Below are 18850 nucleotides of genomic sequence, written 5' to 3' on the forward strand. Positions count from 1 at the left end.
AAAAAGCGGCCAAAGCCGCTTTTTATTCTATATCTAACGTAGTTATTACCAGCCTGGTGTAAAGCCCAAACCAAATAACGGTTTTTTTACATCCGTACGATTAAACGGTATGGCGAGGTATGGTTCCAGCACAAAGGCGCCAAAAACATTTACCCGTAACGATATACCGGCGCTTAACGCAGGTACGCGCCCATAAACAGGCTGGGTTACCGGTGTACCGTCAACAATTTGCTGGTTGCCGTTTGCATCCAATACCGGGGTTTGACCAACTACAGGTGGATTTTTCTGGAAATAAATTTTGTCGCCAGAGTTCCAGGCTAAACCGGCGTCGAAAAACAGGTTGAGATCGGTGAACAGGAATTTTGATTTTATTACGGCCAGCTTTTCTGGTCCAGTGAATGGTAAACGCACCTCGAAATTAAACACCGCTATACGGCTGCCCGATAACTGATCGATGTTGAAGCCGTTTGTTGCCGTTTTGTTGTTGTTATAAAACGTTTGCCCTTCGTAGCCGCGGATGTAGAAGGGATAGCCTACGTATAGCGGGTAAAGCCCGTTATCAGTTCCAAAACGACCGTAGCCATAAAATCTTGCGGCAAATGTTACCGGCTCGGCGCGCACATATTTACGGATATCAATGGTAGGCGAAAAGAACTTGTACGTGCCGAAATTGTAACCGGCTTCCAGCCTGTACCTGAAACCATTAAGCGGCGCGGCAACTCCAAAAAATGAATTGTCGCCAACCAAAGCTGTCGCCAGCTGGAAAAGCGCGTACGACCGGAGGTTGTATTGGATCAGGTCGCTTTCCTCCTTGTTCGAAATTTTATTTTTATCAGACGATAGGTAGGTTGAATTGATGGTTTTGGTATTATCGCCATTGTCTATGGTATCCAGCTTGTAATAATCGCTGTACCTGTCAACCCTGTAATAATTGTATGACGCACCGGCGCTAACTTCAAACCGTGTAGTTTTTGATAGCGGGTAGGAGGTGAAAACCTTTGCTCCATCCTCAAAATTCCGGATGATATCTGTATTTTGCGATAGTACCGTTTCATCTTTACCGCCTACGCTTTTGGTGGGCAGGGTAGTGGTTTGCAACCCAAACTGGTACGGGATATGCGATATACCGAATCCCAAATTCCAGCGGCCGGTTTGGTTAACATAGGTAACCGCCGCGCCCGAATCGTAAATTTGCCCGTTAACGGATGCCGCCGCAAAGATCTGGTTACGCCCCAATATATCACTAAAAACGCCCTGGATGCCGCTGGATAAGCTGGTGCCATAAAAACTACTCACGCCGATACCAATACCGCTGCCGGCCAAATAATCGAGTTTGAATTTGGGTTTATACGGGATAGCCTTCACCGAATCGGCAGGGATTTTTTTGTAGGCGAGGTAATTGTTGAGGTTGGAGTTGATGAGATCGACACCTACTGAGCGCATCGGCGGTAGCATAGCGGCGTTGAAGTTGAGGTCCTGCGCCTGTACGCCAATCGGTTTAAAGTCCGACGCTTTGGCGTTGTAGATGGAATATTTTTGCGCGCGGTAATAGGAGTAAACCACATCATCATTATTGGAAATACTTAAAGCCGGCGAAAACTCGGTGATGCCGCAAATACCGGTAAACAGGTTGGTTAACTGCTCAATTTGGCCGCTGGCAATGGTGTAGCGGTACAGGTTGCGGAAACCATCGCGGTTGGATAAAAAGTAGATTTGGGAGCCGTCTGCCGAGTATTGCGGGTTTAAATTGTTGGCTCCGTTAAAGATCTTTATATCGGTTACCTTGCCGGTAGCTACATCAAGTTCGGCCAGATTAAAGGGGATATCCTGCCCTAATAATTGGTCGTAAGTGGTTCTGTCGCTGGAGAAGATGATCTTTTTGCCATCCCTTGAATAGCTGGGTTGGTAGTCAGAATATTTATCGTTGGTAAGCTGGGTGATCTTTTGGGTATCGAAGTTATAGGAATACAGATCGCCCTGGCCTTCAGATAAACCCTGGAAAACAATGTCCTTGCCATTTGGCGACCACGACAGGTTACTGAACTGCTCGGCCTTTTCCATTGAAATATCATTGAGTACCTTGCCGTTGCTCACATCAACTACCACCATCCGGTTTCGCCCTGCACTAAATACGCTGAACGCGAACCGCTTACTATCCGGCGACCATGCGCCCGCCGATTCGATAAAGTTAAATTCATCTATATGCGTATTGGATACCTTGCTCGTTAACTTTTTGAGGATGCGCCCCGTATGCGCGTCGGCCAGGAAAAGATCGATACTGAACAAACTTTTGGCCGATAAAAAGGCCACAAAATTACCATCGGGACTAACAGCGGGAGCCACCACCAAATCGCCGCCGGTTTTGTTGTCGATAAGTTTTAAGCCCACCGGTTTTTGAACCGTATCTTTTAAAAATGGCTTATAAGTGGTTTCAATAGAGTTTTTCCAAAGGCGCGACAACGTTTTATCATCATACCCAAAAGTTCGCCTTATGCCATACTCCAAGCCATAACGGGCCGTATTTTTAAAGAAGGGCACAATAACCGTATCGCCATAAGTTGATCCTAAGAACGACCAAAATGCTTCGCCATAACGGTAGGGGAAATACTTATTGCTCTCGGTAAGATCTTTTACGGTGGGGATATCGTGGTTAAGGTAGGCATCGCGCATCCACATGGCGGTGTACGAATCTTTTTTACCTAATGAAAGATACTCGGCCATCCCCTCAATCATCCAAAGGGGAATGTTGTTAATGTTCTCGAAGTTTTCGCCGCCCTCGTGGCCCAGCAGTGCGTGATATTGAAAAGCGTGCACCAGCTCGTGACCAATAACGTGCCGGGTGGTTTGGTTGGTTTCCATCACGGGCATTACCACACGGTTTTTCAGGCCCTCTGTTATACCGCCGGTACCCACGCCAATTTCGCCGTCGATAGCGGTAGTTTGCTGAAAATCGGGATGGTTGGCGTACAGAATAATTGGGTTGGCAGTTTTAAAAGTATCCTTAAATACCTGCTGATGAAGCGTATACCAAAGTTCGCTTTCCTGCGCGAAGCGTTTGATCATACTATCATTTTTTAAATAATAGTAAATTTCAAAGTGAGGAGTTTTATAAACCTGGAATTTAAGTTTCTTGTACCGCACCTTGTTTTGCCCAAAATATTGTGCCTGCGCGCCGTTACTGATCAGCAACGAACCTATAAGGCAAAATAATATGAGGGTGTACTTTTTAGCATTATTTAAAAATGAGTAGCTATTATTCATAATATAATCTTATGGAACTTATAGATTTAATTTTTATCGGGCAGAGGGTATTTTTCACAAGCTAATGACCATTCATTACCCGGATACTGATGATTTTTTACTAATTGTTTATAGTAAGTTGCTCTTTCGTCTGCATTATCATTAAAAGGATGATCTACCAGTATTTGCTCATGTTTCTTTTGTAGTCTTGCTTGCCATTTTTCATCTAAAACACCAATTAACCTTTCCTGTTCAATGAAAAGAATTCTACGGAAAGACTGTCCTCTGACTCTATTTTTTAATTCGTATTTAGTAGCTATCATGAACGTAACATCTTTAAATATATGATATAACAGGTCATCCAGATCTAAAGCAATATAGTAAAGGGTTTGTTGACCGCGCTCTTTAGCTAAATAAAATAATACGCCACTTTCAATTTCGATGTAGGGATGCCCACCGTCTTTTGAGTCACCATAGGTAGGAAGATACTCTTCCGGCGCATCAATTTTTTGCGCTAATTGGGATACCAAAGCTTCAACTTCTGATAACGATGGACTCATATTTTAAATATGTAAGTTATTGCTTTCATAACTAAATAGATAGGGCTAATTTAATGAAATAAGGGTTTATTAAAACAAATTACTAATACTATTATTTGGCCTCACCCCAGCCCCTCTCCAAAGGAGAGGGGCTAAAGAGCTGACTTAATTCGTAAATTTAATAAGCCTCACTAAATCCTCTCCAAAGGAGAGGACTTTAAAACACTCCTTTTTTTAGCCCCTCTCCAAAGGAGAGGGGTTGGGGTGAGGCCAAACACCAACGGGCAGGTTATTTATGCCTGCCCGTTGGTATTATTCGGTTTTCCCCGTGTGGTAGCCGCTATTTTTGTTCTGGCGGTGTACCTTCAGGGGTTTCTGGTGTTGTTGTAGCCGGTACAGGTAATACGCCGGTTGTGTCAATAGGGTTGCTTAGGCTATCAGTTACCGTTGTATCTGCCGATATATGCGGCGATGGGCAATCATACGTTTTAGTTATTTTAGACCACGGTTTCGGGAAATGCCCATAGGTATAGCCCGACTTTGGATCGGCATAAACTTTTTCCATAAAGCGGCCAAAAATAGGAAGGGCCGTGTGCGAGCCTTCGCCGGTTTCTGATGTGGTGAAGTGTACACTGCGATCGTCGGCACCAACCCAAACGCCGGTTACCAGGTCCTTGGTGATACCCATATACCAGCCGTCTACATAGTCAGACGAGGTGCCGGTTTTACCACCTATCTGGTTGTCTTTTTTCCACAGACCGGGATATTCCCAAAGGGCCTGTGATGTACCTCCCGGTTCTTCCATACCACCGCGGAACATGTATAACATCAGCCAGGCGGTTTCTTCACTCAGTACTTTTTCTTTTTTGAGCTCAAACTCATCCAGCACATTGCCTTGCTGATCGGTAATTTTTGTAACCAGCAGCGGGTCAATCTTTTCGCCTTTATTTAAAAACGTGCTGTAGGCCCGTACCATTTCATAAACCGAAACATCATTTGAACCAAGTGAAACCGATGGCACCGATTTTAACGGGCTTTCGATACCGCATTTATGAGCATATTCTACAACCTTATCCCAGCCAACTTTTTCTGTTACCTGCGCGGTTATGGAGTTTACAGATTTACCCATGGCCCAGCGTAATGACATTTCCTGGTACGAGAAATGGAAATCGGCATTGTTTGGCTGCCAAACTTCATCCTTGCCATTGTCCTTATATTTTATGGTTACCGGCTTATCGGTGAATTTATCGCAGGGGGTAAAACCATTATCAAGCGCGGTTAAATAGGCAAAAGGCTTAAACGTTGAGCCTGCCTGCCTGCGCGACTGATTTACGTGATCGTAATTAAAAAAGCGATGATCGATACCGCCAATCCACACCTTTATTTTTCCTGTAGATGGCTCAAGGGTCATCATGCCGGTATTAAGGATACGGGCATAATATTTAATGGAATCGATGGTAGAGAATGTGGTATCCTGCTCGCCGTTCCATGTAAAAACGGTCATCCGTTTTTTGGTCTTAAAGTAGTCGTTTATTTTTACGGTATCGCCGCCGTATTTTTTGGTAAGCAGTTTGTATATGGGCAGCTTTTGCTCATTTTTTAAGATAAAATCCTTTATCTCAACGCCCTTTGAATCGCGCCACGGGTTTTTGTTGCCCCAAAGGTTGTTGAAGCGCTTTTGCAGCATCTTCATTTTTTCGGCAACGGCCTCCTCTGCGTATTGCTGCAGGTGCGAATCTATGGTGGTATAAATTTTTAGCCCGTCTTCGTAAAGGTTATAGTCGTTATCCTTACACCATTTATCCAGCCATTTTTCAACTGCGCGGCGGATGTACGAATCGCCGTGCGAATCCTGTTCCACATAGCTCAGGTCAAGCACAAGCGGCAGTTTTATGTTTTCGGCATAGGCCTCCTTGGTAAGGTAACCATACTTTTCCATCTGGCTTAATACCGTGTTGCGACGCTCTACGGCACGTTCGGGATTGCGGATAGGGTTATAGTTGGATGTAGCTTTCAGCATCCCTATCAGCAGCGCAGCCTGCGCCGGTCTTACCTCATCGGGCTGTTTGTTAAAGTATTTTAAAGATGCTGTTTTAATACCGTAAGAGTTATTGCCAAACGGCACGGTATTTAAATAAAGCGTAAGTATTTGCTCCTTAGTGTAAACGTGCTCAATTTTAAAGGCGGTAAGCCACTCCTTACATTTGTAAACAATGGTACGTATAAACGGCACATGCCTTATAATTCCCTGCGATTTACGCTTACGGGTTTCAAAAAGGTTTTTAGCCAGTTGCTGTGTTATGGTACTGCCCCCACGGCGCTCGCCTTTGGCGGTAGACAGTATACTGGTTACAAAGGAGTAAAAATCGACCCCGTTATGTTTGTAAAAACGTACATCCTCGGTGGCTACAAGCGCGTTCACCAGGTTGGGCGATATGTGTTTAAAATCAACCGGGGAGCGGTTTTCTTTGTAGTACTGGCCTATAAGTTTGCCATCGGCTGTGTAAACTTCAGATCCTACAGACATTACCGGGTTTTTAATATCCTGCATATCAGGCGAGTAGCCGGATAGCCATAGGAAATTAAGCTCGATACAGCAGAAAAACAGTATTACAAAGTATATAAATATGGCGAAATATCTCAGAAATCGGTTGCGTATTCGTCTGAACATTGGGTAAAGATGTAAAATTATGGCGCTAAATCATAGCCTCAAAACAAATATTAATATATGCGGGTTACGTAAATGTTAATTAACTATACACACCGCATAATGTTTACTATATTGAGTATTTAACAACGCAATTTTAACATCTAAATTTTAAGTTAACAAAGTGTAAAGCGATTTTTTTATTATGAGCAACGTAATCAATAAATTCAAAGTAACCAACAGGAAGAAGTTTTCGCTTAAAGATCATGATACCGGCTATGCCAATGGCTATAAAAAAGCCGATGCCGATCTGATATTAAAATCCCTCATCGAAGAAACCTTTGACCTGCAGACCGAGCTTTACGCTGCCAATAAATATTCCCTGCTCATTATTTTTCAGGCGATGGACGCTGCAGGTAAGGATAGTGCCATTGCCCATACACTGTCGGGCTTAAACCCGCAGGGCTGCCAGGTTTATAGCTTTAAACAACCATCCACAGAAGATCTGGAGCATGATTTTTTGTGGCGGCATTACCGCTCCTTGCCCGAGCGTGGGCGCATCGGCATCCATAACCGGTCGCATTATGAAAATGTGCTGGTTACCAAGGTGCATCCTGAGCTGCTGCTTAACGAGCATTTGCCCAATGTTAATGATGTGAAAGCTATCGACGCTAAATTTTGGGCTAAGCGTTACCAAAGCATCCGGTCCTTTGAAGAACATTTAACCGGCAACGGAACGGTAATTATTAAGTTCTTTTTGAATGTTTCAAAGGATGAACAAAAGGTGCGGTTTTTAAAACGGATAGCAAATCCTAAAAAGAACTGGAAATTTTCGGCAGCCGATATAGACGAACGCGGAAAATGGGGCGACTATATGGCCGCTTATGAAAAGGCCATCCAGGAAACATCCACCAAGGATAGTCCCTGGTACATTATCCCTGCCGATAAAAAATGGTATACCCGGATAGCCATATCCACCATCATACTCGAAACCTTAAAAGGTCTGAAACTGAAATACCCCGTGTTGCCAAAAGAGGAAAAAGAAAAGCTTGATGTAGCCAAGGTATTGCTGGAGAAGGAGTGATTGGGATTGCCGGCGAATTGACTCACCCGGTCTTTGCTTCGCTCGACCACCCTCTCTACGGCAAGCCGTAAAGAGGGATTTTCAAGATGAACATACTCAATAATAACAATACTACTAATAATAATTTCCCCCGCCCCTCTATGCGACGAAGTCGGAGAGAGGGGCAGACAAGCGAAGCGATGTCGGGGTGAGTCGTCTGCGAACTGCAAGCTCGCGGGAGGATGAATTATATTCCTGAGAATACCGACTGCGCTTTTTCGCCAATCAATGGGATCGGTTTCTTTTCGCCGTTAACAGCGCCAATAAGGCCGATGATCCACAGGATAAATAAACCAACTTTTACTACCCAGTACAGCGTTGCCCATAAAGAAAAGCCGCCTGTAAACAGCATAGCGCCCAACATGGCGCCAACTGCATAATAAACCACCATAGAAACCAGGTGGAACAGCAAAGTTTGCCTTAACTGATAGCCGGCCAAAGCGGTTTTGTTATTCTGATACAAGGCGACATAGGCAATAAGCCAGCCAATAATGGTAAAGTAACTAACAATGCCGGCAGTTTTGCCGTCGTCTTTTGGTGAGTAATCTTCCATTTGATAAGATTGATTAATGATTGAAGGTTTGCAATAAAAACCTAACCATAATTATTATCAAATGTTTTAAATCCTTGATTATATTAACGTTACTCCACTGTTATTTCATCGGCAAAAATGTATGATTGATTGCCTTTGCTTTCATGCCAATCGGGCAGGGGGCCGTATTGTTTAGCTATTATTTTAATGTAGCGGGTGTTTACGTTTAAAGGCGCAGCAAACTCCTGGGTTTGTGGTTTGGTATCCTTTATATCGGTTTTGGTATTCACCGTGGCCGCCAGCTTATAGTTTTTGCCATCGGTTGAGGTGAAATACTGCACGTATTTCGGGAAAATGATCCACGAGTTGGTATCCTGTAAGGTGCCTATGCTTATTTGTTTAACAGGTTTAATTTGGCCCATATCAATTACCGCCTCCAAATCTTTACCCTGGTAGCCCTGCCAGTTACCCACATGCCAGTTTGCTGTTCCATGCAGGCCATTAATTAAGGCATCATCGCCACCGGCCGAATAATTGGGCAGGTATTTATTGGTAAGCGTAAGCTTAATATCTGCGTTAAGTTTTATAAAATTGGCTTCGCTTACAAAACTGCTTTTGCCATTGATTATAGCAATAGCTTTTACGGTGGTATTTGCCGCGATATTTATAGGCTGATTGTACAGCGTTGAACTAACAGTAGGGGTACTGCCATCAAGGGTGTAATAGATTTTCACGTCGGTATCGGTGCTTTTTATCTGAATGCTGATGGGTTCCTTGAATGTTTTAGACGGCGCTATAATGTACGGATTAGCAACAATAAGGCTGTCGCTGATCTTTGATGACGGATGCTCGAGTTCTTCAATGAACATTTTGTTGGGCAGCCTGCCGGTAAATACCTCAAATTCGCCACCGTCGGCTATATCGGTATAATTTAAATACAGCTTGTTATAGGCTTTTTTGGCCAGGTTCATGCCCTGCAGGTAAATGTTTGATTTGGTTATGCCCGCACCGGTATTAATAATGCTGAACTTTTTGCCGTTCTCAAGATAAATATCTGCCTTATCAAACTGGGGGATGCCCACCTGCAATTGTTCCTGCCCGGGTGCAATGTTATACAGCCCCAAGGAGCTCATCACGTACCAGGCCGACATTTGTCCGCAATCCTCATTACCGGCCAAGCCGTCGGGTTGGTTGCTGTATTCTTCGCGCAAAATTCTGTCGATATATAGCTGCGTTTTATCGGGCGAGTTGGTGAAATTGTACAAATAGGCCATGTGGTGGCTCGGCTCGTTGCCATGCGCGTACTGTCCGATCAATCCGCTTACATCAGGCACATCAGCACCTTTAAGTTTGGATTCGGTGGTGAACAGTTCATCCAGCTTGGCTTCAAACGCATCTTTACTACCCATGCGTGTAACCAGGCTCTCTACATCCTGCGGTACCAGAAATGAATACTGCCAGGAGTTGCCTTCGGTATAATCACCATTTATTTCGGTAGGATCAAAGGGGATCTTAAAGCCGCCGTTGCTGCGGGCCTGCATAAAGCCGTTTTGGTTGTTGTAAACGTTTTTCCAGTATTGCGCCCGCTTAATGTATTCGGCATAATCCAGCGGTTTGTTGAGCATTTTTGCCATTTGGGCAATGCACCAATCGTCATAAGCATATTCCAGCGTTTTTGATACCGAAGCATCCTCCGCATCCGCCAATACCGCGCCGTTTTTGCGGTAAATATCCAGACCAAACTGGTTACGGTTTACGGCGGACTTCATGGCAGTAAAAGCTTTCTCCGCATCAAAATCACGGATGCCTTTTGAATAAGCATCAACAATAACAGGGATGGAGTGGTTACCTATCATGCAATATGTTTCGGTTGATGCCAGCGGCCAGATGGGGAGCAGGCCGCCCTGGTCATACATCGCCAGGAAAGATTTTATAAAATCGAGCGTCCGTTTTTTGTCGATAAGGGTAAGCAGCGGGTTTTCGGCCCTGAAGGTATCCCAAAGTGAAAACACGGTGTAGTAATTGAAGCTCTGCGCGGTATGTACCTTCTGATCCAGACCGCGGTACTGGCCGTCTACATCACTGTAAATATTGGGGGCCAGCATGGTGTGGTACAGTGCGGTGTAAAAAATGGACTGCTTTATTTTTGCATAATCCAGTACGGCCACCTTTTTGCCTGCCGATGGCCTTGAATTGGGGTAAGGGTTGCCATAGTTGCCGTAAACGCCATTAATTACCTGGTCGTCTGGGCTAACTTTTGGCACGGGCGGCGCGCCGCCCTCAACCTGGATCTTGTTTAACTCGGTATTCCAGGCGGCTTTTGCGGTTTTCTGAACCTTTTTAAAGTCGAAATCGGGTATCTCCGCATCTAAATTCTTTAATGCTCCCTCAGCGCTTACTGCCGAGATCCCTACTTTACTGATCACTTCGCCGGGATTGTCAAATTGCAGGTATATCTTTATGTTTTTGCCCTGCGCCTTGCTCTGGCCTTGTTGTAATACATCATTACTGGCAATGCCGTAGGTTTTAAATGGTTTGGAAAATTTGGCGTAAAAATATACCTCCTGGTTCTGCGCCCATGATTTTGATCTGCGGAAACCGCGTACCTCATGATCGTTAACCACTTCTATCCATGAATCAAGCACCTGGTCGCGGTGTTGCAGGTCTATAATGATATTGGCTTTATCGGCGCTGGGATAATCATAACGGTGCATACCCGCGCGGGTGGCGGCGGTAAGTTCAACGTCGATATTGTATTTTTCGAGGTGTGTTTTATAATAGCCCGGACTTGCGCTTTCGTTCTTTTTTTTAAATACCGATCGGTATTGTGTGTTTTTAAACTGCGGCTCGCCGGTAGTAGGCATAAACAGGATGTCGCAATAGTCGGGAATGCCCGTGCCGCTTAAATGCGTATGCGAAAAGCCGTAAACCACGGTATCAGTATAATGATAGCCCGAACTGCCGTCCCAGCCATCCAAGCGCGTATCCGGACTAAGCTGTACCATACCAAATGGCGCCACCGCGCCGGGATAAGTATGCCCATGCCCGCCTGTACCAATAAAAGGGTTAACCAGTTGGGCGTAATCCTTATCTTTCTTTTTTTGTGCGGATGCAAGTAACGCTGCGGTTAGCAACAACGTAAGTATGGAGATATTACGAAATACAGATCTGATGGCGGGCATATAACGAAACGCTGTTTTAATTACGCAAAATAAAACTTAAATATTACAATAAATATTATAAACGAGATTTGTGTAGGAGGAAGGCTTTACGTATAACACACCCCTGCCAGCGCATAGCTCTCCATGTCCCTTCAAAGAGAATAATAGCGCATGAAAAGGCATTGTGGAATAAAAACAACTTGGGTAGTCCCCGCTGGGACAAATCCCTTTTTTTCTAATATCTACAAATAGATAGTCCCTCCGGGACATAGAAGGATTTCTGATATTGATAGGAAACGATAATTTTTCATGTCCCGGAGGGACTACCTGTTTGTAGAAAAAAACATCAAATCGTTTATGCCCCATAGGGGCTACCCATATATGTCAATTGATGGGCATTATTTTCGAGCGAGAAATTAAATAAAAACGCCCGGTGTCGGCGGGCGTTTTTTATAGTTAAGATTTGAGAAATGGAAATTAAGTTTGAAAGCTCAAAAGCAGCGTTTGTCCTTGGTCCTTAGTCCAATCCTCCTTACTTCCAAACACTAAGCATTCCTTACAACACCCATTTTTTTCAACAGCTTCCTGTTTTCGCGGCGATGTATTAAGCGGTGCACTATCGAATAAATGATAGGCAGTATCAGCAGCGTTAATATGGTTGATGTAACCAGACCGCCGATAACTACTATAGCCAGTGGTTTCTGCGTTTCTGAACCTATACCTGTTGATATAGCTGCGGGTATTAAACCAAGGGCGGCCATCAGCGCGGTCATTACTACCGGTCTTACGCGGCTTATTACACCATCTAATATGGCTACGTTTAGCGGCATGTGTTCTTCCAGGTTCTTTTTGAAAACAGATACCAGGATAACCCCATTCTGGATACAAACCCCAAACAAGGCTATAAAACCTATCCCTGCCGAAATACTGAAGTTGGTGCCCGTAATGTGCAGCGCCAGGATGCCGCCAATAAGCGCGAACGGTACATTCATTATTACAAGGGTGGCATCTTTTACGTTGCCGAAGGTTACAAACAATATCAGGAATATCACCAATAAACAAATTGGCACTACGTGGGCCAGCGTGTTGGATGCGCGGATCTGGTTTTCAAACTCGCCTGCCCACACATAGGAGTACCCATGATCGAGCGCCACTTTGGCGTTAACTTTTTCCTGCGCTTCTTTAATGGTACTACCTAAATCGCGGCCACGTACCGAGAATTTTACGGCGATATAGCGCGAGTTATTATCCCGGTATATAAAGGCCGGGCCGGTAATGGTTTTAATGGTGGCTATCTCTTTTATAGCAATTTTAGCACCGTTTAGGGTTGGTACCATTAGGTTCTCTATTTTTTCCTGGGTATCCCTAAAGTCTTTCTGATAGCGGATGCGCACGTCAAACCTGCGTTCGCCTTCATACAGTTCGGTGGCTGCCTTACCGCCAATGGCCATTTCAATTACCGAGTTGGCATCGGCAGTTGCTACACCGTACATAGCCATTTTACGCTGGTCAAGCTCAATCCTGAACTCGGGCTGGCCTAAATTGCGCAGCACACCAAGGTCATCAACGCCTTTTACGGTTTTAAGTACATTCATTACGCTATCGGCCTTGGCATCAAGCGTTTGAAAATCCGGACCGAATATTTTTACGGCTAATGCGGCATTAACCCCGGCAACTGCCTCTTCCACGTTGTCACGTATGGGCTGCGAGTAATTGAACACCGCGCCCGGGATTTTGCTTAGCTGTTTATCCATCTGGTCTATCAGCTCATCTTCGGTTATGCCGCTTGGCCATTCCTTTTTGTTTTTAAGATCCACCTGGATCTGTACGTCGAAGAAACCTTTAGGGTCGGTACCGTCGTTAGTACGACCCACCTGCGCCAGCGTTTGTTTTACCTCGGGGAATTTGGCCAGGATCTGCATCATTTTTTGGTTGATGCTTTCGGCCTCGTTCAGGGAAACACTCATTGGTAATTCGGCCTCAACCCATAGTGCACCCTCATTTAAATCGGGCAAAAACTCCGACCCCAGGAACTTAGCCGAGAAGAAGGTTAAAACCATAAAGGCTACTGCCACCAGTAAGCTGAGTTTTTGGTTGCGGTAGGTATAATTAAATATTTTGCGGATGCCGTTTTCAAAGAAAAGAACAACGGGATTGTGTTTTTCGCGCACGTTTTTACGCAGCAATATGCTGGATAACGCAGGCACCAATGTTAAGGTGAAGATCAAAGCACCCAATAATGCAAAACCCAATGTATAGGCCAGCGGACTAAACATTTTACCTTCTACCTTTTGAAACGCGAAGATTGGGATCAAGCAGGTAATGATAATAAGCTTGGAGAAGAAGATGGCCTTACCCATTTCGGCACCCACGTTTTTAAACAGGCCCAGCTTGGCGAGGCCGTTAAACTTTTGCATGCCCACTTCCTTGGCCTTATGATCCAGGGCTACAAAAATACCCTCCACCATTACCACGGCCCCGTCTATAATGATCCCAAAATCGACAGCACCCATAGAGAGCAGGTTGGCGCTCATGCCCTTTATGCGCATACAAATAAACGCAAACAGTAACGACAGCGGGATGATGATGACCACGGTAAGCGTTGTGCGCCAGTCGGCCATGAACAGGAATACCACTACGGTAACAAGTACTATACCTTCCAGCAGGTTATGGATAACCGTTTCGGTACAATAATCCATGAGGTTGGTACGGTCATAAAAGGTATCTATCTTAACGTCTTTTGGTAAAATATTTTCGTTAAGGTCTTTCACTTTATCGCGGATGCGGTCAAGCACTTCGGCAGGGTTTTCGCCTTTGCGCATCACTATAATACCCTCTAAAACATCCTTTTGCTTATCGCGGCTTACCTGACCCAGGCGCGGCAAACCGCTTTCCTTAATTTCGGCAATATCCTTGGCCAGTATGGGTACGTTGTTTACGTTTTTAATGATGATATTCTGGATCTCTTCGATGTTGTTTATTACACCTATACCGCGCACCACGTAGGCCTGGTCGTTCTTTTCAATTACATCGCCGCCTACGTTAATGTTACTGCGGTTTATGGCACTGTAAACATCTAAAGAGGTAAGGCCATATTTTTGCAGCAGCGATGGGTTAACACTCACTTCATAAGCCTTTTCCTCGCCGCCAAAGCTGTTAACGTCGGCTACGCCCGGTACCGATTTAAACTGACGGTCAAGCACCCAATCCTGGATGGCCGTAAGCTCGCGGATTGATTTTGTTTTGCTTTTAAGCGTATAACGGTAAATTTCGCCGGTAGGGCCGTATGGGGGCTCAACTTCGGGCTTTACACCATCGGGGAGGTCGGCATTGCCAAGGCGACTGAGTACCTGCTGGCGGGCAAAGGCGTCGTCAACATCGTCATCAAAAATAATGCGCACGTATGATAAACCAAATGCTGATGTTGTACGCAGGTTGGCCTTTTTTTGCACCGAGTTAAGCACCGTTTCCATGGGGATGGTGATCATCTTTTCCACCTCCTCGGCACTGCGACCGGGCCATTGGGCAATAATGATGATCTGGGTATTGGTTACATCCGGAAACGTTTCAATAGGGGTATTCAGGTAGCTCCAAACTCCAAGCACAACCATTACCAGTGTCATAAAAAACACAAAGTAGCGGTGCTTTAAGGAGAAATAGATTATATTTTTGATGAACTTGTTCATTTTGATAAAGTATCAAGTAATTAGTATCAAGTATCAAGTACTTGCTTGTGTATCTTTTTGGTATCAGGTAGTTAGTATCAGGTATCAAGTAATAAGTAGTGTAGCTTAGTATCACCAATCAAAAAATCTTGATACGTGATACTAACTACTTGATACTATCCCGCTATTCGCCTATTAAAGAATCATACAGCAGCAGCTGATTTTTGCTGATCACCTTATCGCCGCTTTTTAAGCCCGATGATATATAGCTGGTATCGGCAACGGTTTTAATTACGCTTACTTCGCGCAGCTTAAGATCACATTTACTGTTGTACACTACCACAAAGTTCTTGCTGTTGTCAAATATTACCGCCTTGGCCGGTACCGATACAGATTGTGCCTTATCGCTGTTGCTGATCATTACAGTGGTAAACATTTCTGGCTTAAGCAACAGATTTGGGTTTGGCAGTACGATCTTTATCTTCATTACCTTGTTATCCGGATCAAGCACCGAGCTCACTGCATCAATTTTGCCGGTAAAAACCTGGTCGGGATAGGCCACGGTGGTAACTTTTGCTGCGTAACCCACTTTAACCTTGCTAATGTCAGACTCGAACACATTGGCCCAGATCCATACATCTTTCATGTTTGAAATGGTGAACAAGCTGGCCGCGTTATCCGGGCGGATAAAACTACCGGCGGTTATATTTTTTTCAACAATGTAACCGCTCCCTGGCGCCTTAATAACCATTGTACCGCCGGCATTTGTATTGCCGCCGCCGTTAATGGCAATTTGTTGCTGTATTTTGGTATTGGCTGCAACGGCCTTGTTGTAATTCTCTTTTGCTTCGGTATAATCACGCTCGCTGGAAATGCCGTTCTTATATAGATAATCGGCCTGCTCCAATGCTTTTTTGGAGATGTTAAGGTCGGATTTTGTAGCGGTAAGGTCTGTATAGCTTCCGGCAACGTCCGCGCTGCGTAAAATGGCAAGCGTTTGGCCCTTGGTAACCTTATCGCCAAGTGAAACCTTTACATCTATAATTTGTCCGCCTGCAAAAGGAAACACCTTTATTACGTTATTATCATCGTATGATACTTCGCCCGACAGGCTTAGTTCGTCTTTCATCGATGTGGTTTTGGCGGTATCAATGGTTATCATATGCGCCATCGAATCGCTGATGCAAACCTGTTTGTTGGTTTCTTGGGGTTGCGGCTTGCCTTTGCAGGCGGCAAGCAATAGTAATGCGGAGATGCCGGTTAACAGCTGTTCTCTTTTCATTGTTGTATGAATAAGTGTTAAAAAATTATCAGGATTTAATTATGGTAGTGCCGGTAGCAAAATTTAAATCGGCAATGGCTTTTTGCAGGTTATATTGCTGTTGCAGTATTTTTAGCTTGGTATCTTTATAGGTATCAAAAAAGTCAACAAACTCCACCAGGCTTATTTGCCTTTGCTGAAAGCTTTTGAGCATGCTGGTAAACAGCTTATCATACTGCTCATTAAACTCAATTTGCTGGGTTGAAAACAGTTGTTGGTTTAACTTATATTGATTTACAGCCGCTACCACATCGTTTTTAAGCTGAAGCTCGTTTTGTTTCAACGTGCTTTCCTGGCTTTGCATAGTGTACTTTGCCGATTTGATATTACCCTGGTTGCGGTTAAAAAAGGGCAGGGGCAAACCAATTTGCAAACCATAATAGTTTGGCGCATAGCTGCTGTTTTTGTCATAAGCGGCCCCTATGGTAATATCGGGCACGGCCAATGATTTTTGATAAGCCACATTATGTGTAGCCGAATTTAACTGGTATTGGTTTGATAAATAATCGGGCCGGTTTGTCATGGCCTGTGCAATTAGCGTGGGGATATCCAGGTTGGTATTTTCAACAGGCTTGTCATTCACCAGCGGATAAATAAAGGCGGTTTCTTTGGTTTGCAGCAAGGTTTTAAGCTCGGTTTGCAAATCATTTACCTGGCGGTTGTTTTCCACCATGTCGTTTTGTAACCCAAACAGCAGGGCTTTAAGCCTTATGAGATCTTTCATGGAGGTGTTACCGGCATCAAATGATTTTTGGATGGCGTTAACCAGGTTGGTTGCCGAACTTATCTCATTTTTATAAACCTGTTCCTGCGCATTAAGCGTAGCCAGCTGACTAAAATCAAGCTGCAGGTTGTAACGCATATTACGCATCAGATCATTAAAGGCAGCTTCCTGCACTTTGGCATCGTCCTGTGCAACCTGTACTTGTTTGCTGCGTTTACCGGCGGTAGCAAATACCTGGCTAAGCTGAACAAACACTTGTCCGCTGCCGTTGGCGTGGTTAAAAAATTTGTGAGTGCCGCCGTCCCAAATATTTTGGTCGGTGCTAAGTACGGGGTTATCCCAAAGTTTGGCTTGCTGTATGAGCGCCTTTGAAGCCTCTACATTATACTTTTGGGCCAGTAAACTTAAGTTGTTTTCCAGGAATTGCTTTTCGGCGTCCTGGAAGTTAAGTTTAACTGTATCTGTTTGAGCCTGAGCCCGGTGTGTGCTAATTGTAAAAATTAGAACGGGAAAAATCAGCAGGGATTTCATTTTACACATTTCTTCTTCAATTCAACACTGCAAACATTTATAACAGATATGAATTTTCTATGAAGAGAATGCGTCTTTTCAGGCCCTCAAATACGAAATTTTAATAAGAAATGAACAATTCATGAAAAGTTCATAATTGGGGTTTGGTGAGTGGAGAACGGTTGATTAGGTGAGTGGTCTGAACGGAGATTAATGGGATTTGTGTGATTTTTGGATTTTGATTTGCATATTGGATAGGTTGATTAAAAATCCTGTTAATCCTTTAATCCTGAAAATCAAAGTTCAGACAAATTTTCCTGCGTTAGCGATAGCAGCGGATACCGGCCCCGAGCCTAATGCCTGCGGCGTATGAGTGTATAGCGCGGGCCGTAGGTAACGCCATTATTGTCTGAATCCGAATTCTCAGAATTAAAGAATGATCAGAATTTTTAAAACATCAGATTCTAATTGAAATTGACCCAATGACTACTTTATCTCAAACTCGTCGGCATCTTTTAAAAAAGGGAGGGCGCGGCGGGCTTTCTTTACCTCGTCGGCAATTATTGAGAAGGTGTAAACATCGTCTTCATCGCGTTTGTAGTAAACCACGTTGCCGTTAGGATCAATACAAGTAGAATCGCCGGAGTGGTAAACCTCGTTACCATCATGCCCAACCCGGTTTACACCAATAACATAGGCCTGGTTTTCTACCGCGCGGGCAGGCAGTAGGGTACGCCAGTGCAAGGCGCGGCGTTCGGGCCAGTTAGCCACTAAAATAAGCAGGTCGTAAGGCTTTTCGGCAACATTACGCAGCCACACCGGGAAACGCAGATCATAGCAGATCATGGGGCAAATTACCCAGCTGTTAAGCTCCACAAAAAGTTTTTTGGTACCGGCGGTATAAGTATTATGTTCTTTGCCGAGGGCAAAAAGGTGGCGTTTATCGTAATGGTCATAGCTGCCATCCGGGCGCATCCATATAAGACGGTTATAGTATTTGTCGGTTTCTTTAATAATGATGCTGCCGGTTACCACGCAATCATATTGCTGGGCGGTTTTGTGCATCCATTTCATGCTTTTGCCGTCCATAGGTTCAGCAAGGCGTTCGGCATCCATAGTAAAACCGGTGCTAAACATCTCTGGCAGTATGATAAGATCGGTTTTTTCGCGGATGCCACCCGATAATCTAAGGGAAATATTCTGTAAATTTTTGTCGGTATTTTCCCAAAAGAGGTATCCTTGAAAAACAGTTATTTTAAGATTATCCATAGGCGGTAGTTTGTACTATAAACCGTGGCTTATAGTTTTTTTAAAGTTAATGGATGATAAATAATTATCGTTAATTCGGTTTGTTCAGTTTAATTTATATTAATCGGTAATTGATGTTA

10 protein-coding genes are annotated in these 18850 nt (G+C 44.3%); 1 reads left to right on the forward strand and 9 read right to left on the reverse strand.

Annotation, left to right across the window (positions count from 1 at the left end; genetic code table 11):
* Nucleotides 1-45: 45 nt before the first annotated feature.
* The 3 genes from BLS59_RS08600 to BLS59_RS08610 form a co-directional block, all read right to left on the reverse strand.
* A complete protein-coding gene (locus BLS59_RS08600) occupies nucleotides 46-3261 on the reverse strand; it encodes a DPP IV N-terminal domain-containing protein (protein ID WP_091147856.1) in 3216 nt (1071 codons plus the stop codon).
* A gap of 26 nt (nucleotides 3262-3287) precedes the next feature.
* The gene (locus BLS59_RS08605) at nucleotides 3288-3800 is read right to left on the reverse strand and encodes an Imm63 family immunity protein (RefSeq protein WP_091147858.1); all 513 of its coding nucleotides are present in this window, start codon (nucleotides 3798-3800) and stop codon (nucleotides 3288-3290) included.
* 319 nt (nucleotides 3801-4119) lie between these two features.
* A complete protein-coding gene (locus tag BLS59_RS08610; protein ID WP_091147861.1) occupies nucleotides 4120-6450 on the reverse strand; it encodes a penicillin-binding protein 1A in 2331 nt (776 codons plus the stop codon).
* Nucleotides 6451-6631: 181 nt separating this feature from the next.
* Here BLS59_RS08610 and BLS59_RS08615 point away from each other — a divergent pair, with 181 nt between their 5' ends.
* Nucleotides 6632-7510, forward strand: a complete 879-nt coding sequence (locus tag BLS59_RS08615; RefSeq protein WP_091147864.1) for a polyphosphate kinase 2 family protein — start codon at nucleotides 6632-6634, stop codon at nucleotides 7508-7510.
* Nucleotides 7511-7736: 226 nt separating this feature from the next.
* Here the strand turns inward: BLS59_RS08615 and BLS59_RS08620 are convergent, their stop codons facing one another.
* The 6 genes from BLS59_RS08620 to BLS59_RS08645 form a co-directional block, all read right to left on the reverse strand.
* On the reverse strand, nucleotides 7737-8102 hold the full coding sequence (locus tag BLS59_RS08620) for a magnetosome magnetite crystal formation protein family (RefSeq protein WP_091147867.1): 366 nt from the start codon (nucleotides 8100-8102) through the stop codon (nucleotides 7737-7739).
* A gap of 89 nt (nucleotides 8103-8191) precedes the next feature.
* Nucleotides 8192-11263: a GH92 family glycosyl hydrolase gene (locus tag BLS59_RS08625; protein WP_091147869.1), complete on the reverse strand. Its 3072-nt coding sequence runs from the start codon at nucleotides 11261-11263 to the stop codon at nucleotides 8192-8194.
* 524 nt (nucleotides 11264-11787) lie between these two features.
* A complete protein-coding gene (locus BLS59_RS08630) occupies nucleotides 11788-14928 on the reverse strand; it encodes an efflux RND transporter permease subunit (protein WP_091147872.1) in 3141 nt (1046 codons plus the stop codon).
* A gap of 163 nt (nucleotides 14929-15091) precedes the next feature.
* The gene (locus BLS59_RS08635; protein WP_091147874.1) at nucleotides 15092-16189 is read right to left on the reverse strand and encodes an efflux RND transporter periplasmic adaptor subunit; all 1098 of its coding nucleotides are present in this window, start codon (nucleotides 16187-16189) and stop codon (nucleotides 15092-15094) included.
* A gap of 28 nt (nucleotides 16190-16217) precedes the next feature.
* Entirely contained in the window at nucleotides 16218-17483 is a 1266-nt protein-coding gene (locus BLS59_RS08640) for a TolC family protein (RefSeq protein WP_162842588.1), read from the reverse strand.
* A 465-nt stretch (nucleotides 17484-17948) separates the two neighbouring features.
* A complete protein-coding gene (locus BLS59_RS08645) occupies nucleotides 17949-18731 on the reverse strand; it encodes an amidohydrolase (protein ID WP_091147878.1) in 783 nt (260 codons plus the stop codon).
* Between the last annotated feature and the right edge of the window lie 119 nt (nucleotides 18732-18850).

It is taken from the genome of Mucilaginibacter pineti (assembly GCF_900101875.1).
GTDB lineage: Bacteria > Bacteroidota > Bacteroidia > Sphingobacteriales > Sphingobacteriaceae > Mucilaginibacter > Mucilaginibacter pineti.